Origin of the sequence: Moritella viscosa, assembly GCF_900120065.1 — a bacterium.
Taxonomy (GTDB): Bacteria; Pseudomonadota; Gammaproteobacteria; order Enterobacterales; family Moritellaceae; genus Moritella; species Moritella viscosa.
The window spans coordinates 17,335-34,414 of the sequence record NZ_FPLG01000037.1 but is presented as its reverse complement, the minus strand read 5'-3'; the positions used below and the strand labels follow the sequence as shown (position 1 = coordinate 34,414).

The 17,080-nt window shown below is 38.9% G+C and carries 16 protein-coding genes and 1 pseudogene; 10 read left to right on the top strand and 7 right to left on the bottom strand.

All coding sequences use genetic code 11. The annotated features are described in order from the left end of the window. The first annotated feature begins 13 nt into the window (after positions 1-13). A complete protein-coding gene (locus BT797_RS05630; protein ID WP_075471319.1) occupies positions 14-1,525 on the top strand; it encodes a methyl-accepting chemotaxis protein in 1,512 nt (503 codons plus the stop codon). Between the two features lie 20 nt (positions 1,526-1,545). On the opposite strand, the gene BT797_RS05625 is transcribed toward BT797_RS05630, so the two are convergent. Then, a complete protein-coding gene (locus tag BT797_RS05625) occupies positions 1,546-1,779 on the bottom strand; it encodes a hypothetical protein (RefSeq protein WP_045109833.1) in 234 nt (77 codons plus the stop codon). 519 nt (positions 1,780-2,298) lie between these two features. On the opposite strand from BT797_RS05625, the gene BT797_RS05620 reads away from it, so the two are divergent. Further along, complete coding sequence (locus BT797_RS05620) at positions 2,299-2,793, top strand: methylated-DNA--[protein]-cysteine S-methyltransferase (protein WP_045109832.1); 495 nt, start codon at positions 2,299-2,301, stop codon at positions 2,791-2,793. 73 nt (positions 2,794-2,866) lie between these two features. On the opposite strand, the gene BT797_RS05615 is transcribed toward BT797_RS05620, so the two are convergent. Next, entirely contained in the window at positions 2,867-3,721 is an 855-nt protein-coding gene (locus tag BT797_RS05615; protein ID WP_045109831.1) for a sigma-70 family RNA polymerase sigma factor, read from the bottom strand. A gap of 397 nt (positions 3,722-4,118) precedes the next feature. Here BT797_RS05615 and BT797_RS05610 point away from each other — a divergent pair. Then, positions 4,119-5,171: pseudogene (locus BT797_RS05610) on the top strand (aldo/keto reductase). A gap of 6 nt (positions 5,172-5,177) precedes the next feature. Here BT797_RS05610 and BT797_RS23795 read toward each other — a convergent pair. Further along, positions 5,178-5,348 (bottom strand): hypothetical protein, encoded by a 171-nt coding sequence (locus BT797_RS23795; protein ID WP_170860722.1) that lies wholly within the window; start codon positions 5,346-5,348, stop codon positions 5,178-5,180. 229 nt (positions 5,349-5,577) lie between these two features. Between BT797_RS23795 and BT797_RS05605 the strand changes: the two genes are divergently transcribed. The 3 genes from BT797_RS05605 to btsR all read left to right on the top strand — a co-directional run bounded on the left by BT797_RS05605 (position 5,578) and on the right by btsR (position 8,899). After that, the gene (locus tag BT797_RS05605; RefSeq protein WP_075471298.1) at positions 5,578-6,033 is read left to right on the top strand and encodes a GAF domain-containing protein; all 456 of its coding nucleotides are present in this window, start codon (positions 5,578-5,580) and stop codon (positions 6,031-6,033) included. Positions 6,034-6,487: 454 nt separating this feature from the next. Continuing rightward, positions 6,488-8,179 carry a sensor histidine kinase gene (locus BT797_RS05600; protein WP_075471297.1) on the top strand — a complete coding sequence of 564 codons (1,692 nt, stop codon included), beginning with the start codon at positions 6,488-6,490 and terminating at the stop codon, positions 8,177-8,179. 3 nt (positions 8,180-8,182) lie between these two features. Next, positions 8,183-8,899, top strand: a complete 717-nt coding sequence (gene btsR, locus BT797_RS05595) for a two-component system response regulator BtsR (RefSeq protein WP_045109827.1) — start codon at positions 8,183-8,185, stop codon at positions 8,897-8,899. 472 nt (positions 8,900-9,371) lie between these two features. On the opposite strand, the gene BT797_RS05590 is transcribed toward btsR, so the two are convergent. Next, a complete protein-coding gene (locus tag BT797_RS05590) occupies positions 9,372-9,704 on the bottom strand; it encodes a PBPRA1643 family SWIM/SEC-C metal-binding motif protein (RefSeq protein WP_045109826.1) in 333 nt (110 codons plus the stop codon). 265 nt (positions 9,705-9,969) lie between these two features. Between BT797_RS05590 and BT797_RS05585 the strand changes: the two genes are divergently transcribed. Beyond that, a complete protein-coding gene (locus BT797_RS05585) occupies positions 9,970-11,886 on the top strand; it encodes a methyl-accepting chemotaxis protein (RefSeq protein WP_075471296.1) in 1,917 nt (638 codons plus the stop codon). Between the two features lie 62 nt (positions 11,887-11,948). Here BT797_RS05585 and BT797_RS05580 read toward each other — a convergent pair whose 3' ends face one another. Both BT797_RS05580 and BT797_RS05575 read right to left on the bottom strand, forming a co-directional pair. Further along, entirely contained in the window at positions 11,949-12,467 is a 519-nt protein-coding gene (locus BT797_RS05580; RefSeq protein WP_244534141.1) for a DUF1439 domain-containing protein, read from the bottom strand. 11 nt (positions 12,468-12,478) lie between these two features. After that, positions 12,479-13,225: a DNA-3-methyladenine glycosylase I gene (locus tag BT797_RS05575; protein ID WP_045109824.1), complete on the bottom strand. Its 747-nt coding sequence runs from the start codon at positions 13,223-13,225 to the stop codon at positions 12,479-12,481. Between the two features lie 278 nt (positions 13,226-13,503). On the opposite strand from BT797_RS05575, the gene BT797_RS05570 reads away from it, so the two are divergent. From BT797_RS05570 to BT797_RS05560, 3 genes are read left to right on the top strand one after another with little or no spacing between them, the layout of a single operon-like run. Then, positions 13,504-14,304 carry an ABC transporter ATP-binding protein gene (locus BT797_RS05570; protein WP_045109823.1) on the top strand — a complete coding sequence of 267 codons (801 nt, stop codon included), beginning with the start codon at positions 13,504-13,506 and terminating at the stop codon, positions 14,302-14,304. A gap of 14 nt (positions 14,305-14,318) precedes the next feature. After that, positions 14,319-15,284: an ABC transporter substrate-binding protein gene (locus tag BT797_RS05565; protein WP_075471295.1), complete on the top strand. Its 966-nt coding sequence runs from the start codon at positions 14,319-14,321 to the stop codon at positions 15,282-15,284. Then, positions 15,285-16,391 (top strand): FecCD family ABC transporter permease, encoded by a 1,107-nt coding sequence (locus tag BT797_RS05560; protein WP_082276014.1) that lies wholly within the window; start codon positions 15,285-15,287, stop codon positions 16,389-16,391. Between the two features lie 34 nt (positions 16,392-16,425). Here the strand turns inward: BT797_RS05560 and BT797_RS05555 are convergent, their stop codons facing one another. Next, positions 16,426-17,061 carry a hypothetical protein gene (locus tag BT797_RS05555; RefSeq protein WP_045109821.1) on the bottom strand — a complete coding sequence of 212 codons (636 nt, stop codon included), beginning with the start codon at positions 17,059-17,061 and terminating at the stop codon, positions 16,426-16,428. Between the last annotated feature and the right edge of the window lie 19 nt (positions 17,062-17,080).

Below are 17,080 nucleotides of genomic sequence, written 5' to 3'. Positions count from 1 at the left end.
TATAGGTAATTTGATGACAGACAGCGCAGCGCAGTTAATTTCATTAGTAAACGACAAAGGTGAATACACTTATGTTAACAATCATTATTGTGACGCATTAGGTTATGCACAAGACGTATTATTAGGAAAGAATAGCCGAGAACTGAACTCGTCAACCATGCCTTCATCCGTGATAGAAGAAATAAGAAAAACCTTGGCACAAGGCTTCTCTTGGCAGGGGATTATTTGTAAAACAACAAACAAAGATAATGATGTTTGGTTTGATATCTTCATTACCCCGCAATTTGAAAATGGCAGAATAGTTGGTCATCAAGAAGTCGCTACACCTGCGACACCGCAAATGGTAAGCCGAGCAAGTAATGTATACAAAAAACTACAAGGTAAAGGGCTACTATTTGAGTTTACGCGTACTCAACGCTTTATCCTGTTAACCTTAATCAGTCTTGTCTCACAAGTCTTTATCTACAACTATTTAGGTTTCGCAGCCTCCGTTATTGCCTTTTTTGCCGCGGTGACACCAATGCTTGTATTCTGGCAAGACATCATCCCAATGGCACAAAAAGCGCAACGTATGCAATCCACGTTTGATAGTGTCAGCCGCCAAGTATATTTTGGTAAAGGGACCGCCAGCGTCTTTGATTTTAATATGGGACTTTTAAAAACGAAAATAAAAGCCATTTTAGAACGTACTTTAGATTCAACTAAGCCAGTACAAAACGTGATTAACACGGTCTCACTCGGTGCAGAGAAAATCAGAACGAACTTGGTGAATCAACAACAAGAGTTAACCGAAGTAAGCACGGCTATGTCACAAATGCTCACCTCGACGGATGAAATTGTACGTAATAGTGTCGAAACATCAGATGAAATTAGCGCCACTTTTAAACTGTGTGAAATGGCCCAAGATGGGATTAACACAACCACCATTGACATTAAACAATTAGCCAATGAAGTGGAGCAAGCATCGACTGCCGCAGACAAACTCAATACCGAAGCGCAAAATGTGGGCAGTTTGATGACCGACATTCAAGCTATTGCTGACCAAACCAACCTTTTGGCGCTGAACGCTGCGATTGAAGCTGCGCGAGCAGGTGAACAAGGCCGTGGTTTTGCAGTGGTGGCAGATGAAGTTCGCACCTTGTCATCACGCACACAAGATACTGCAGAACACATTCATTCTAGCTTATCGACCATGCTAGAAACAATTAATGACTGGCTCATTATGATGAAAAAAAATAAAAACAATGCCGATCAATGTGTCGAGAAAGCAGAACAATCAGATCAAGCCATTGCCATCATTCATGAAAAAATGCAGCAACTGTCACACCTATCGATGCAGATTGCTACGGCAGCTGAAGAGCAAAGTATGGTATCAAATGAGATCAACAACCACGTTATCGATATTAAGCAAGGTTCAGAGCTGAACTGGCAACATACCGACACCGTGGTGACACAAATGGATGAGTTGAAAACCGATATTGATACGATCAGTAACTTGGCTAAAACTTTTATTCCAGCCAACTAAAGGTGTATTACTTTAAACGGTTATCTCCATTTATAACCGTTTAAAACCGATGTGTCGCAAATGACATCTAAAACAATACTAATGCTATTGCCATTTTCAGCGAGATTATTCGCAACGTCTACCGAGGACTGTAGCTGTTCAGCAAGCGCATTAATCGAATGGCTAACATGGTGAATGGTCGCTTTACCTTGTAATACTGATTTATTCGCTTCTTCAGCAGAATTGGCGGCAACATTACGAAGGTGCGACTTCAACAATTCCAAACGTGTATTAATAGAGTAAGAAATGGATAATTACACTCAAATTTGGTCTGATACTTAACATCTAGTCGGGTTAAAAAATCCTTCTCATTTCGACGTAACTGCAACATATCAACTTCACTTCTTTTCACTAATACTAATGTCTCATTCAACATTGCGATATTGTTAAACGGGTATACCTCCCCTCACTAAAAGGTATATCAGATAGGCTTTATAATATTTAGTGGTTTGTTGTTTTCAATAACAGATCGCAATAAATCGATTAAGACTAATGGTTGAGGCACAGGAAAAAAATACCGACTTTAGTTGTATAAACAAATTAGAAATATTTGCTAAAGGAGAAAAACGAGAAAATCAACCTATCCCTTAAGGGTTGATAAATGAAAATACACATACATTATTTTTATATGGGTGTATTACGGTGCAATTTATCCGATCCAGATAACAATAAATTTTGTAAGATTAAACTAAACTTTAGGCCTCGATATTCTCAACCCAAGTTGTAAAGCCTTTATGTATTACGATAAATTCACCGTCCAACTAGCGACACCTTCAGATGAACCTGATTACCTCATCATCCTAGTCGGAGATGAAAAAGGCATTAGCCAGCTATTGATTGATAATGACACCAAAGAGATTAACATTGATACCGAGTGGCAACACTCCAGTACTTTTTTTAATGACGCGAAACAACAACTACGTGAATACTTCAATAATGAACGCCACGTTTTTAAGTTAGAATTAAACCCTACCGGTACCGTATTTCAACGTCATGCCTGGCAGCAATTAACTAAAATACCGTATGGCGAAACACGCCGTTATAAGGACATTGCAGCGGGATTGGGTAATCCAAATGCATCAAGAGCAGTAGGTATGGCTAATAACAAAAATCCTATCCCGATTATAATTCCGTGCCACCGAGTGATTGGCGCGAATAAGAAACTAGTGGGTTATGCTTATGGCTTGGAATTAAAACAGCAACTACTCTCACTCGAAAAAGAGAGATAATCAACGCACTTGCTGTTACCAACGAATAAAGTACCAGCAAGCGACTACAGCGCAGTGTTACTGTAATCTGATATTAAGAGATGTAATCATGTTGCTGTACACAGTCCACTAATAATTTAGGCTTTAGCTTTCTCAGACTGGAGCGAATAATAGTCCGCGCTTTTTCACGAGAAATGGATAAACGCTCACCAATTCGTAACAAGCTCAATGGCTCCTCGCCTGTTAACCCAAACCGTAATTCAACGACACGACGCTCACAATCTGGTAAATTTTCTAATAACGTTAAAAGATAATTCCGCGTGCTACCACCTTCAATCTCTTCACTCGGTGTACTTACCGATTCGTCTTTAATGATATCAACAAGTGTTGTGACTGAATCAATCCCAGTAATAATCCCTTTGTCTAGGCTTAATTCATTGAAATAATGTGACATGATTTCCATTACCTCATCTACATCTGTTTCGAGTACCTTGGCAATCACAACCAAATCGTTATCACAGCTAACATCTAGTCCGAGCTCTCTGGCAACCTTAACAATGCTTTTGTACATTTTACCAACATGAATGGGGATGCGAATGGTACGAGCACTATTCATGATACAGCGCTCAATATTATTTTTTATCCACCAAATAGCATAAGTAGAAAAACGATAGCCTTTATCCGCATCAAATTTTTCAACCGCACGAATTAATCCAGTGTTCCCTTCTTGAATGATATCGACTAAAGGAATAGCGCTATACTGATAACGTTTAGCAACGCTGATCACTAAGCGTAGGTTGGCTTCAATCATACGATTTTTAGCGCGTAAGTCCCCTTTACCGACAGCGACTGCAACTTCATATTCTTCTTCTTTTGTCAGCAACGTGCTGTTTTTATTCACTTGTTGCATATACGCATCTAACGCATTTGATTCGTGAGATAATTCCATTTTTCAGTCCTATAAAGTCTTAACGGCTTAACCTTATGTAAATATTTCGGTCTAATACTGTCATCAATCACATTATAAAATCATTAGAACACTCAAAAGCATTAATAACTAGGTACTCATAATGTAATAATAAAATAATGCGACAAGCTTTCACGTTTATGTGCAGTACTTCAAATAATACTGATCAAAAATACCTAATCAGCTCAATTGGCATTGACAAAGCTGTTGTTGATTACATAGCATTTCATTTGTAAGCGACTGATACTAAAAGATAAAGCAACATCACTAGCTATAATATAAAGTTACCGCTAACTTATGCAAATTTACATCTAGTTATACTCGATTAATGGTATTAGCAGACGTATAATGATAAAAAAGAAGTAGCATAAGGATGATAATGCAATTTTCAACACTAGGTAGTAGCGGTTTGTCTGTGTCCCGAGTCTGTTTAGGCAGCATGACGTGGGGGGTTCAGAATAACCAGCAAGATGCTAATCAACAAATTGAATACGCGTTATCACAGGGCGTGAACTTTATTGATACGGCTGAAATGTATGCCGTGCCACCATCGGCAGAGACCTATGGTAAAACAGAGACTATTATTGGGAATTGGCTAGCAGCCAACCCGCATCGTCGTAAAGACATAGTATTAGCGACTAAGATTGCAGGTCCCGGATTGCCTTGGGTACGTAACGGTGGACCGATTACCGGAGATGCTATCGTTCAGGCCGTTGATGCCTCGTTAAAACGTTTACAGACCAGCTATATCGACTTATTCCAGCTCCACTGGCCAAACCGCCCTAATCCGCACTTTAGTCAGCACAGTCCCAATAAGATCCGCTTTAGTAATATCAATGCGGCCGACCATACCGCACAAATGCTTGATATTTTACAAGGGTTAAAACATTGTGTTGATACAGGTAAGATCCGCTTTTGTGGTTTGTCTGATGATACAACATGGGGAATTAATACTTATCTTAAGCTCAGTGAACAATATGATCTGCCGCGTATGGTTTCAATTCAAAATGAATTCAGCTTATTACACGCAAAAGACTAGCCCTATTTAATCGAAAACTGCGTACATGAAAATATCGCCTACCTACCTTGGTCTCCGCTGGCGACAGGTATGTTATCAGGAAAATATTTAAACAATGCCCGACCTGAAGGCAGTCGCTGGACATTCTCACAACGCAATAAATTATACAGAAATACTGAAGATGCCCACCTTGCGACAACAGAGTATGTAGACATTGCCCACCAGCATGGCATCACGCCCGCGCAATTAGCCTTAGCCTGGTGCGATCAAGTTGATGGTGTAACGTCGACGATTATTGGCGCGACAACACTTCCTCAATTAAAAGAAAACATCAGAGCCTTTTCAACACAGCTAACACCACAAGCATTAACAGATATTGAATCGGTATTAAAACGTTATCCAGCACCATTTTAGTCTCATTCAGGGGGGAAAGTTAACGGTCACTTTATCCCTTGAGTTTTCGACTAAGCGTTCAATAGGCCAGTTAAAACGCACGGTATTACTACAGCCTACGACGGTTATTAAAGTAAGTGCTAACATTGAATGACGTAGTGCTAACACTGAATATCGTAATGGACCAGAATAAGCCATTGTTTATCACCTCAATTAAACTGAAGCAAGTATAAATAATGGAAGGTTAAGATAGGGTTAAGTTGGGTAAGTAAAACATAATAAACACAGTTATATATGCTTATAACATATCGTTTAACTGACAAAAAATTACTGTAAAGATTGTAAAAGTGAGATCTAATCAACTAAAAATACACACTGAAGACGTATAATTAAAACTACCTCCAAATAAGGATATAAGGAATCAAATATGCCATTTGTTAACATCAAACAATCATTCTCTGAATGGCAAGAGCGTCTAAATACGCTCGCCAATCATTCAGGCTTACATTCAATCCTGATTATGGAGTCAAAACCCGACACGATGGAAGTTGTCGTTGCTAATGAACAACCTATTTATAACGTGGGAGACTGTGGTCCTAAAAGCCGACAGCCTGGTTGTCATGAGTTGTATTGCGAACGTGTTGTAGATACAGCACAACCGGTATTTATCCCAGATGCAAGTATTGATGATGAATGGAAAGGCAACGAAGATTACGTGAAGTTTAATCTCGGTGTTTACCTTGGGTTTCCACTGATGGCTAAAGGAGTTGTCGTCGGTACAATCTGCGCCTTAAATGATAAAACATTTGATTTTAACGAAGGCTCACCATCAGTATGCAGTGAGTTAGTGCAATTAAAAGCGGATATCGAATTAGCATTCTAATGATGCTCAACGTTAGCAGCCTAGATTATGTTGCTAACGTCCTTATTAACATCCCTGATAAATCCGCATCCAGCCGCAACAGATTCCCCCATATTTACACGGCAAACAGTTGTATTAATGTCACCTTGTTCACGATACTGGTAAATCATCCTATTTATACATTAATTTAGCTTATAATATCATTTCGTATTAATCCAAGGTATATTATTGAAATAACTAACTTTATAGTCTCTGAAATATAACAAAAAGTAATAAAGCTGTTCCTGATTTAAGCTAACTACTATTTATCGGTTAAAAAACAACTAAAACAAAGCTAAATGATTAAATTCAATAGGTTTTTTTAGTAAGTGTGTAGTATGCTGCCTAATTCATAAATGAATAGCGCATTCAGCACTTAAGATGAAAATAATTCTCGTTACTGTTTGTTATTAATCAATAAAATTGAGATGATATTATGGATTTGATCCCCTCTCTATTACAACAAATGTGTGTTTACCTCGTGTTCGCTTATCTACTCAGCAAAACACCTATTTTCATGCCCCTATTAAATATATCTTCACGCTGGGAACATAAGCTTAGCTGTTATTTATTATTTTCGGTGTTTTGCATCATGGGCAGTTATTTTGGTTTACAATACCAAGATGCAATAGCGAATACCCGAGCAATTGGCGCTGTGATGGGTGGGCTATTTGGTGGCCCTATTGTCGGATTAGGCGTCGGCATGACTGGCGGTATGCACCGTTATTTTATGGGCGGTTTTACTGATCTCGCTTGCGCTATTTCGACATCCGTAGAAGGTTTGATTGGTGGTTTGTTACATGTCTATCTGTTACGTAAAAACAAAATTAACGACCTATTTAAACCACAAGTCATTTTTCTCATTACCTTGATTGCAGAACTAACACAGATGGCAATCTTACTCGCTGTCGCCAAACCTTACGAACAAGCATTAACATTGGTCAGTCAAATAGCACTGCCTATGATCACTGCAAACACGATTGGCGCCGTCTTATTTATGAGTATTATCGAGGATAGAAAATCTATTTTTGAAAAGTATTCAACCGCATTTTCACAACGCGCATTAAGAATTGCAGATCGCAGTGTCGGTATCCTTAATCAAGGCCTTAATACCGAAAGTGCGAGAACCATTGCAAACATTATTTATGAAGAAACAAATGTCGGTGCGATAGCGATTACAGATAGACATAATATTTTGGCATTTGTTGGTATCGGTGAGCGACATCATAAAGCGAACGTGCCCATTTCAGATTACATTCAGCAAGCGATTAATGAAAACCACATCATAGATCTCAACAGTACAAGTATCTATCGCTGCCCTATTGATAACAAATGCCGATTAGGGTCAGCATTAATCTTGCCGTTACGTAATGGTAACAATGAGGTCGTAGGCACAATCAAATTCTACGAACTACACCGAAAGCTAGTGTCTAATATCAATATATCGATGGCAAAGGGGATCGCACAATTACTGTCAAGTCAGATATTACTTGGTCACTACCAGCAGCAACAAACACTATTAACACAAGCAGAACTTAAATTATTACATGCTCAAGTTAACCCACATTTCTTATTTAATGCGCTAACAACAATCAGTGCCGTGACGCGCCGTGAACCAGATAAAGCCAGGGCTTTGATCCAGCACCTTTCACAATTTTTCCGTAGTAACCTTAAACAGAACATTGAATCGGTGACCCTGCGTGAAGAACTATCTCACGTAAACGCTTATCTAACCATTGAACAAGCCAGATTAACAGATAGATTAACGGTCAATATTAATATCGACCCAGATTTAATGGATATAAGACTACCGAGTTTTACCCTACAACCCCTCATCGAAAATGCCATTAAGCACGGCATTTCAACTATGTTAGGGTCAGGTAAATTAGAGATATACAGTAAAAAAACAGCCAAAGGGACGCTTATTTTTGTCACCGACAATGCAGGTACATTTGTCACAACAGAAGAAGATACAAAAGGTTTAGGGCTGAAAATAGTAGATAAAAGACTAATTAATCATTTTAATGAAAGTTCAAGTCTACAGATTTCAAGCATAGCAAATAAGCTAACTCAAATATCGTTTTTGCTACCGATAAGCACGATAACAATTAATAATAAGGAACACTAGCTCATGCTCAATGCTATCGTCATTGACGACGAACAGTATGCTCGTGAAGAGTTAATCGAATTATTACATGAAACCAAACAAATTCGAGTAATTCAACAAGCAGAAAATGCAATCGAAGGCTTGCAACTCATTAACAAATTAAAGCCCGATATTATATTTTTAGATATTCAGATGCCACAGATTACGGGCATTAAAATGCTCTCGATGCTTAATCCTGACAATATGCCTAAAGTTGTGTTTTCAACAGCATATGATCAATATGCTTTACAGGCTTTTGAAGAGAACGCTTTTGATTACCTACTTAAGCCTATCGATCCCGCACGCTTACAAAAAACGGTAGACAGGTTAATCAAGTCAGCTGCACAGCAGAACGACTCTGCGATAGAGGAGCATAAACAGTTGGCGCAAGTTCCTTGCATTGGTCACAACCGTATTCTCATTATAGCCACTGAAGATATTGAATTTGCATACAGCGGATTATCAGGTGTGTACATTAATACTGCTCAACAAGAAACAACGAGCCAATTAACATTGAAAGTACTAGAAGAAAAGACCCCTTTAATTCGCTGCCATCGTCAGTACCTTGTTAATCTTAAAGCAATTAAAGAGATCCAACTATTGGATAATAGTTTAGCCGAAATCGTGACGACAAGTGGTAAAAAGTTACCCGTAAGCCGCCGTTACCTAAAACTATTAAAACAAAGCTTTGGTATTGTATAAAACATCCGGAGTTAAAGTGCAAAAAAATAGCCTTACCACCAAAGTGAGTAAGGCCATTTTATGCTAAAGACTGAATATAAAGAAACATTACTTAATGTGTAGAAGCACTTCTTTCACCCCCTGCCAGGCTGATCTATATCCAATCTCCTTTGCATCCCTGTCAGCAACAGCGCTGTACGAGTTTAGTTGATGAGCGCAAGCCACCAAAAAAAATACAACAAACTCATATAGATCTCCTTATTTATATGGGCGTAATTTTAGTAAGATATAGCTATATTAATAGTGTTGATTATGTCAGTGGTTGTATGGCAATTTAAGTGGCCGATGTTACCGGTAAAATTGTTCATTTATTGAAATAAATGGTCACAGCTCACATTAAGTAACAGGTATAAAAAAGCCCTTAATCATTATGACTAAGGGCTTAATGCAAAATAGGGTCAACGTTATTTAATTAAATGACGGTCACTATAAATTAAGCACAACATTTTTTGTATTTTTTACCACTGCCACATAAGCAAGGATCATTACGGCTAGGCATTTTTTCGAATACAGTTGTTTTTGGCTTATTTAACATACCGTCTAAATCACGGGTGTTTTCTTCTTTTTCTGCATTTATTTCAATGTTCGCAACTAATTTAGTGTCAGCTAAAATCGCTTCAATTTCAGTTTTACGCTCTGGTGTTTGCACGGTCAAATTTAAAGGTAACTCGTCAGTCCCAAGCTTAATATCACGTTTAGTGTTATAGCCAGATTTAACGTGATTTAATCTCGCGTCAATACGACCTTTGAAAAACATTTTAGACATCTGCAGTTCCTAATTTTTAGATATTCTCAATTCAGCTGGCTCTTATACTATAAAAATGCCATGTTTTAAACAATAAGCCACTTAATTAATTAAAACCACACATAAACATAGTCTATATGGCTAAAGGTTTCGTTATTAATGCCGTTAATTAAAGTATAATGTTAAACAGTAATTATAATAATTCAAATTAAAGTGCTGATTATTACTCAAATCCAGTAATTTTTACATTTGAATTCTCTTATCGACAGGCTAGGACAATACCCTAATGAATTTCAGTCAATTTAGTATCAAGCAAAAACTGATCATCACTATGATTAGTGCCGTTATTACCGCGACCTTACTCGTCGGCTTCGTGAGTCAAAACCTAGCTAAAGACGTCATTGAAACACGCTTAACCACTTCTGAACTGCCCGCTAAATTAATGCAGATCCGTAACCAGGTTGATAAAGAGATATCAAGCTTACAACAAGCAGCCCAGCAACTGGCGAGTAACCAGTTTATGCTTGAGTTATTGCAAACGGAACGAACCCCTGCGCAAGAAGCCCAGCTTGTGCAAGTACTAAATGATGTAAAAAGCCAATATCAGCTTATTGATGCTTCCTTTGCTAACCGCAAGACTGGTGACTATTGGAATCAAAACGGGTTTTTACGTCAACTTAACCAGCAACAAGATAGCTGGTTTTTCGACTTTACCAACAGTAATCAACAGCAGTCTGTGAGTGTATTTAGAGAAAGTAACGGTGAGATGAAACTCTTTATTAACTACCAGCAACGTAGTGGGCAAGGCATGTCAGGCCTGTCAAAATCTCTCGATGAAATGGTCGACTTTATCAATCAATTTAAGCTAGAGCAGAGTGGTTTTGTTTATCTGGTGGATGCAGCAGGCATGATCCGTTTACATAATGACAATGCGCTTATGGGTAAGACCAGCCTAGTCCAACAATATGATAGCAAAGTAGCCACTACCCTATTGCAAAAAACAGCTTTCAATCTAGCAGATACGACTATTTCAGGTCACGACACATTAATTGCCAGTAGCTATATCCCATCAATGGATTGGTATGTGATAGCTGAGTTGCCAACCGAGGAAGCATTCGCCAGCTTAGCGCAAGCCAATAACAAGATCATGTTATGGACATTTGTAATAGCCCTTGCTTTTACTTTCATCGCAATCTGGTTAGGTAACAACATTACGCGTCCAATTCAACGTATCGCAGATGTGTTTGCTGAACTTGGTAATGGCGACGGTGATCTGCGTCAGCGTATTGATATTCAAGGACACGATGAAATTGCGCAATTGTCATTAGGCTTTAATAGTTTTATTACTAAGATCCACGATTCAATGCAAGAAGTATCTCGCACTGGTGAAGCCCTCCAGGAAGCCGCAGCAGAAGTGGCTGGCCAAGCGCAAATCACGTTAGATAATAGCCATAACCAACGTGACCGCACCTTTTTGGTCGTGACTGCAATTAATGAAATGGGCGCGACAGTTAACGAGATCGCTAATAACGCATCTGCGGCAGCCGTTGAAGCCCAGAATGCAGAAGCTGAAACCCGAGATGGTCAACATGTTGTAACCCAAGCTAGTAGTGTTATTAACCAGCTTGCAGGTGATGTGGATGAAGTTAGCCAAGTTATCGACTCATTAGCTAATAATACTCAGGCAATTGGGGGTATCTTAGAGGTGATAAGCAGCATTTCAGCACAGACGAATCTACTGGCCCTTAATGCAGCGATCGAAGCGGCACGTGCGGGTGAACAGGGGCGTGGCTTTGCCGTGGTAGCGGATGAAGTACGTAATTTAGCAAGCCGTACTGATCAATCTACCAACGAAATTCAAACCATGATTGATAACTTACAAAATGAGGCCAGCAGCGCAGTAGCAGCTATGCTAAAAAGCCGAGAGTTAACCACACAGGGTACAATCGCGACAACTGATACCTCGACAGCACTCGTGTCTATTGGTGAGCGGATTGGCCATATTTCGGACATGAACACACAAGTCGCAACAGCAACAGAAGAACAATCAACAGTGGTCAATGAAATCAATCAAAACATCGTTGAAATTAATGATATCACTCAGTGCACAGCAGATACTGCAGAAGGCTTAGCGAAGTCAAGTCATGCATTACGCGATCTTTCGATGCGTCTTGGTGATATGGTCGGCGTATTTAAGTTATAGCGGACTAGCTGAATCTAAATATTAAAATACCGCTTAACATTAGCGTTACGCGGTATTTTTTGTTAAATGACTTTGAGTGTCGCAACTAATTCCTTGTTACGCACTTCAATTGACTCTAGAACAGCTTTAATCATATTTTCTGTTAAATCATCTTTGAGCTTGTATATTGGCATCTGATTAAGAACAGGATTTACCACTTGCTCTGCCATTTGGATCACTTGTGGTGCAAACAAGTCCGGCATGCCTTCCACCTTCACTTCACGCACCTTCATATTTGTTACGTAGAACGCTGATTTTTCGGAATTATAACTCAGTGAACCAGTTAGTCGCGTATAACCACGGTATTCTAACCCTGCCATTAATAGTTTAACATTTAATTGCAGCTCAATTTCATTCTTATCTTTCGCTAACGCGAGTACAGGCTTACTCAGTTCAACCGTCAGAAATGAAGTTTTTCTCACTAGCGGCATGACACTCGAGACCTTCTCTTGCAAGTCTGCTTCGCTAAACTTTACCGTCAACGCCTGTACGGGGAATGCAAATGAGCACATTAATACCACGGTAATAATTAACTTATCCATACATATTTTCATTATTTAACACTCTCTACTTCGGAACTATTATCTACTTCGGTATTATTCTGCACTGCGCCACTAAAACCAACGCGATTATCACCGACTGAATAAGCGACAATTTGGCTAAGTTCTTGCAAACTGTAACCCGAGTCTAGTCGCCATTGGTTAAAGGTATTTTGGATCGTGGTTAAACTACGTTTTGTCATAAGCCCACCATCGATGAGTTGATGACCACGGAAATAAGCTTCAACGTCACTGCTCAAAATAAATGTATCTTTACCTAATCGACGCAATGCATACGGGCCAGTATTACCGCCTAAACGACTGCCGTGTTTTTTCATATATTGCCACAAGCCCACGATATCATCAGCAGGCCATTGTGCTAACCACTTAGCAACAGAGCCATGTTCGTCACAGATCTCTTTGAGCCACATAGCATTATCACGTACTGTCTTTACTTTGGTATAGTTACGAATGATTTTAGTATCAGCCGCTTTACGCTCTAACATATCATCAGGCATTAAGATCAGCTTATCAATATCAAAGCCCCAGAACACCTCTTCAAATCCATCCCACTTAATTTCAATAATTCGCCATACAAAACCTGATTTAAAGATAGCCCGAGTAAACTCAGCCAGCACATCTCTGTCAGGTACACTGACAAGCTCATCGTTTGTCAGTGGTTGAGATAATAAATACGCTAACGCCTGTTCTCCGCCTTTACGTTCCGCAGCTCGGTGATATATTTTGTCGAATGATTCCATGAATATTTATAACCTGTATCAATATATGCCTGTAGTTTATCGCAATTTTGATCGGCCCAACAATGCTAAAAATCAATTACTTTCATTTACAGCTTAATTTTAAATAGAGTAAATAAAGCCCCCTTTAAACGAAAGTGTAATCGACCGACAATCATTAACATGTCAACATTAAATTTCATAACGACACCCCATCACTTTGTTACTTAACAAATTTAGTGATAGGATCAAGGATATAAACCTAAATATACGTTCATTAAATTTAATTATTAGGAGAGCTTATGCACCTGCAGATTAATCAACTTAATTGGTCTGTTACCCATAAAGCCATTTTAAAAAATATTAATCTGACAGTTAAACATGGTCAATTCGTCGGTTTAATCGGCGCCAACGGCTCAGGTAAATCATCGCTACTACGTTGTGCTTATCGTCTTTATCGACCAGATTCAGGACAGATATTATTAAATCAAGTAAACATACATAGCTTATCTGCAAAATATTTTGCTCAACATGTCGCTGTCGTATTACAAGAAATACCAGCTGAATTTGGGTTTACAGTCAAAGAAGTTATAGCGATGGGGTTAACACCTCACTGTGGATTATTTTCAAATCCAGGGGCATATCAGGATGACATTGATGATGCATTGCATAAAGTTAATTTAACTGCAATTAAAAACCAATGTTTCGACCAATTATCGGGTGGTGAAAAACAGCGCTGTCTATTAGCGCGAGCCTTGGTACAAAAACCGCAGTTACTCATTCTCGATGAGCCAACAAACCACCTAGATATTCATTATCAATATGAACTGTTAGACCTTATCGCGTCACTCGGTATTTCAGTATTATGTACTTTGCATGACTTAAACATTGCCGCACGTTATTGCGATCATTTATACCTAATAAATAACGGTGAAATTGTAACACAAGGCTCACCAAGTCAAGTGCTAACGCAACATACGCTTCAGCAGTATTTTGCGATGGATGCAATTGTTCATCAGCACGATGATAACGACACCCCCTATATTCGTTATTTAGCACCGATTAAATCAAAACCCTCCTCACTTCATAAAAATATATACTAAAGAAAGAGTTAAAAATGAACACAACAAAAATATTTTGCTCAAAATTAACAAAAATTGTATTCATTGCCCTATTGATGCCCTCTATATCAAGGGCAGCCGTATCTATTGACGTATGCGGTGACAAGGTTGATTATCCAAACGTTCCAACACGTGCAGTTGCCAATGATATTAACATGCTTAATATCATGCTCGCTCTAGACCTAAAAGACAATATGGTCGCCTACTCTGGAGTCTCAGCATACAACAAGATATCGCCAAAACTTGCTGCTCAAATTATAAATTTACCAGAGGTAGCATCAAAACAGCCCACTGTAGAAAATTTACTCAATATCGATGCAGACTTTTTCTTTTCCGGTTGGAATTATGGCATGCCTGTGGGCGGTCCGACTACGCCTGCATCCTTAGCTAGATTTGGCATTAAAACTTATCTAATCAAAGAGTCTTGTGCACACGTACAAAATAAGGCAAGTACCAGCTTAGAAGATACATTTTACGACATCATGGCATTAGGAAAAATATTCGATATTGAAACAAGGGCAAAGACTTTAATTTCATCTTTTAGACAGCGTTTATCTGCCATAAAGCAACAATTGAAGGGGGTCAATAAAACCACTGTATTCGTTTATGATAGTGGCATAGAAAAGCCATTCACAGCAGGTGGATTAGCGACACCGAATGCGATTATTGAAGCGGCAGGTGGTACTAATATTCTCCATGATTTAGCCGTAAGTTGGGGCTCAGTCAACTGGGAAACCGTTGTAAACGCTAACCCTGAACATATCGTGATAATTAACTATAATTCGTCCAAAGCTGAAGACAATATTGCCTTCTTAAAACATTTTCCTATCACCGCAAATTTAACCGCTGTACAGCAAAACCGTTTTACTATTATCGATTATACAGCTGCGACACCGGGTGTTGAGAATGTAGGTGCTGTTGAACAATTAGCCCATGATTTACACCCAGAGCGTTTTAAATAAATGAGTAATCTACTTCACAACAAAACCCTAAGCGCCGGATTACGACAAGATACCCAAGAGCAAAGTAAACTATGTCTAAATAAATGCACAATAAAGCTGGGGATTATATTATGCGCATTAGTATGTGTGTTACTTATTTCAATTGCAGTCAGTACAACATTCGGCTCAAGTGTTCTTAAAATACAAACAATTACATCTATTATAATCAATAAGCTAATACCAGACAGCATCAACGTGATTTGGAGTAAAGGACAAGAATCTATTGTTTGGTTTATTCGCCTACCGCGTATTCTGCTTGCGGTACTAGTCGGGGCAGGCCTAGCTCTAGTTGGTACTTGCTTACAGGCCGTAACCCGTAACCCTATGGCGGACCCTTATTTATTTGGTGCTTCGGCAGGCGCATCACTCGGAGCAGTATCTGTGATTTTATATGCAGGTACCTTTGTAACATCATTTAACAACACTTTTAATATACCAATTGCGGCATTTATTGGGGCATTTTCTTCGATGTTAATGGTTTTATATTTAGCAAAAAAAGGATCATCATTATCCCAACACAAGCTGATTTTAAGTGGCGTAGCTATACATTTTATGTTGATGTCTATAACCAATTATTTGATCTTTTCTGGTGACCAAAAAATAGCGGGATCCGCTATTTTTTGGATGTTAGGAGGTTTAGGTGCTGCGCAATGGTCGCAACTCATTTATCCTCTGCTAGCATTGTGTTTTGCATTACCAATCATGCTGTCTTGGGCTAATTCGCTCAATGCAATTATGGCCGGCGATGAAACAGCCATAACCCTTGGTGTTAACGTAAACCGCATGCGTTTTATGGTATTTTTATTGTGTGCAATACTGACAGGTACCATGGTGGCATTTAGTGGTGCAATCGGATTTGTCGGTTTAATGGTTCCACATATCGTTCGAATCTTTGTCGGTGCCGATAACAACAAAGTATTACCAATCAGCGCATTAGTAGGGGCTTTGTTATTAGTTTGGGCTGACGCCCTTGCCCGCACGATAATTGCACCGCAAGATTTACCCGTTGGTATCGTAACATCCGTTATTGGAGGTGCTTTCTTTATCTATCTAATGGCAAAAAAATAACCTTATTTTGATGTGGTTTATAACATTATATAAACTACATCAAAAACATAGCAACAGGCTCGAGATTGACTCTGAGTGACAATACAAGATTATTCAGGTTTAGCCTATCTTGCTCGGTAACCGTCCAGTGATAGCCCATACCAAGCGTAATCGCAGAGTTTAAGTGGTATTTAGCGCCGATTTTGAATGCTGTAGAGTTATAGATTGATTGAATGGCATCAACCTCATGATCGAGATTTACCAGGTCGTATGAAACGTTAAAATCGATTTCATATTCAGGTGAGTCTGAATAGGTTATACCGAGTACAGGAGATGTGAGTATCGCGACATTTTTATCTTTTTCTTGCCCTTCGATGCCAGCAACTAACGCATTCACACCGAGGTTAATCGAACCGTACACTTCAATAGACTCGTTCACTTTCAGTGTTTTGGCCAAACCAAGTACAAAGTCCGTTGATTCTGCCGATGCGCCACTGACTTCTGATATGTTACTTTTTTTATCAATTAATGTTTTGAAATGTACATTTTCCGACATTTCATTTTCGGTATTAAGCGTCCATGTCTTTTCAGCATAACTCAATTCAATATTGCTATGGTAAAAAGATTCCGCTGCAACTAATGGGCTTAAAGTAACTAAGCTCACTGCAGATAAAACAAATTTAATCGACATCAATGTCTACTCTTTTGAT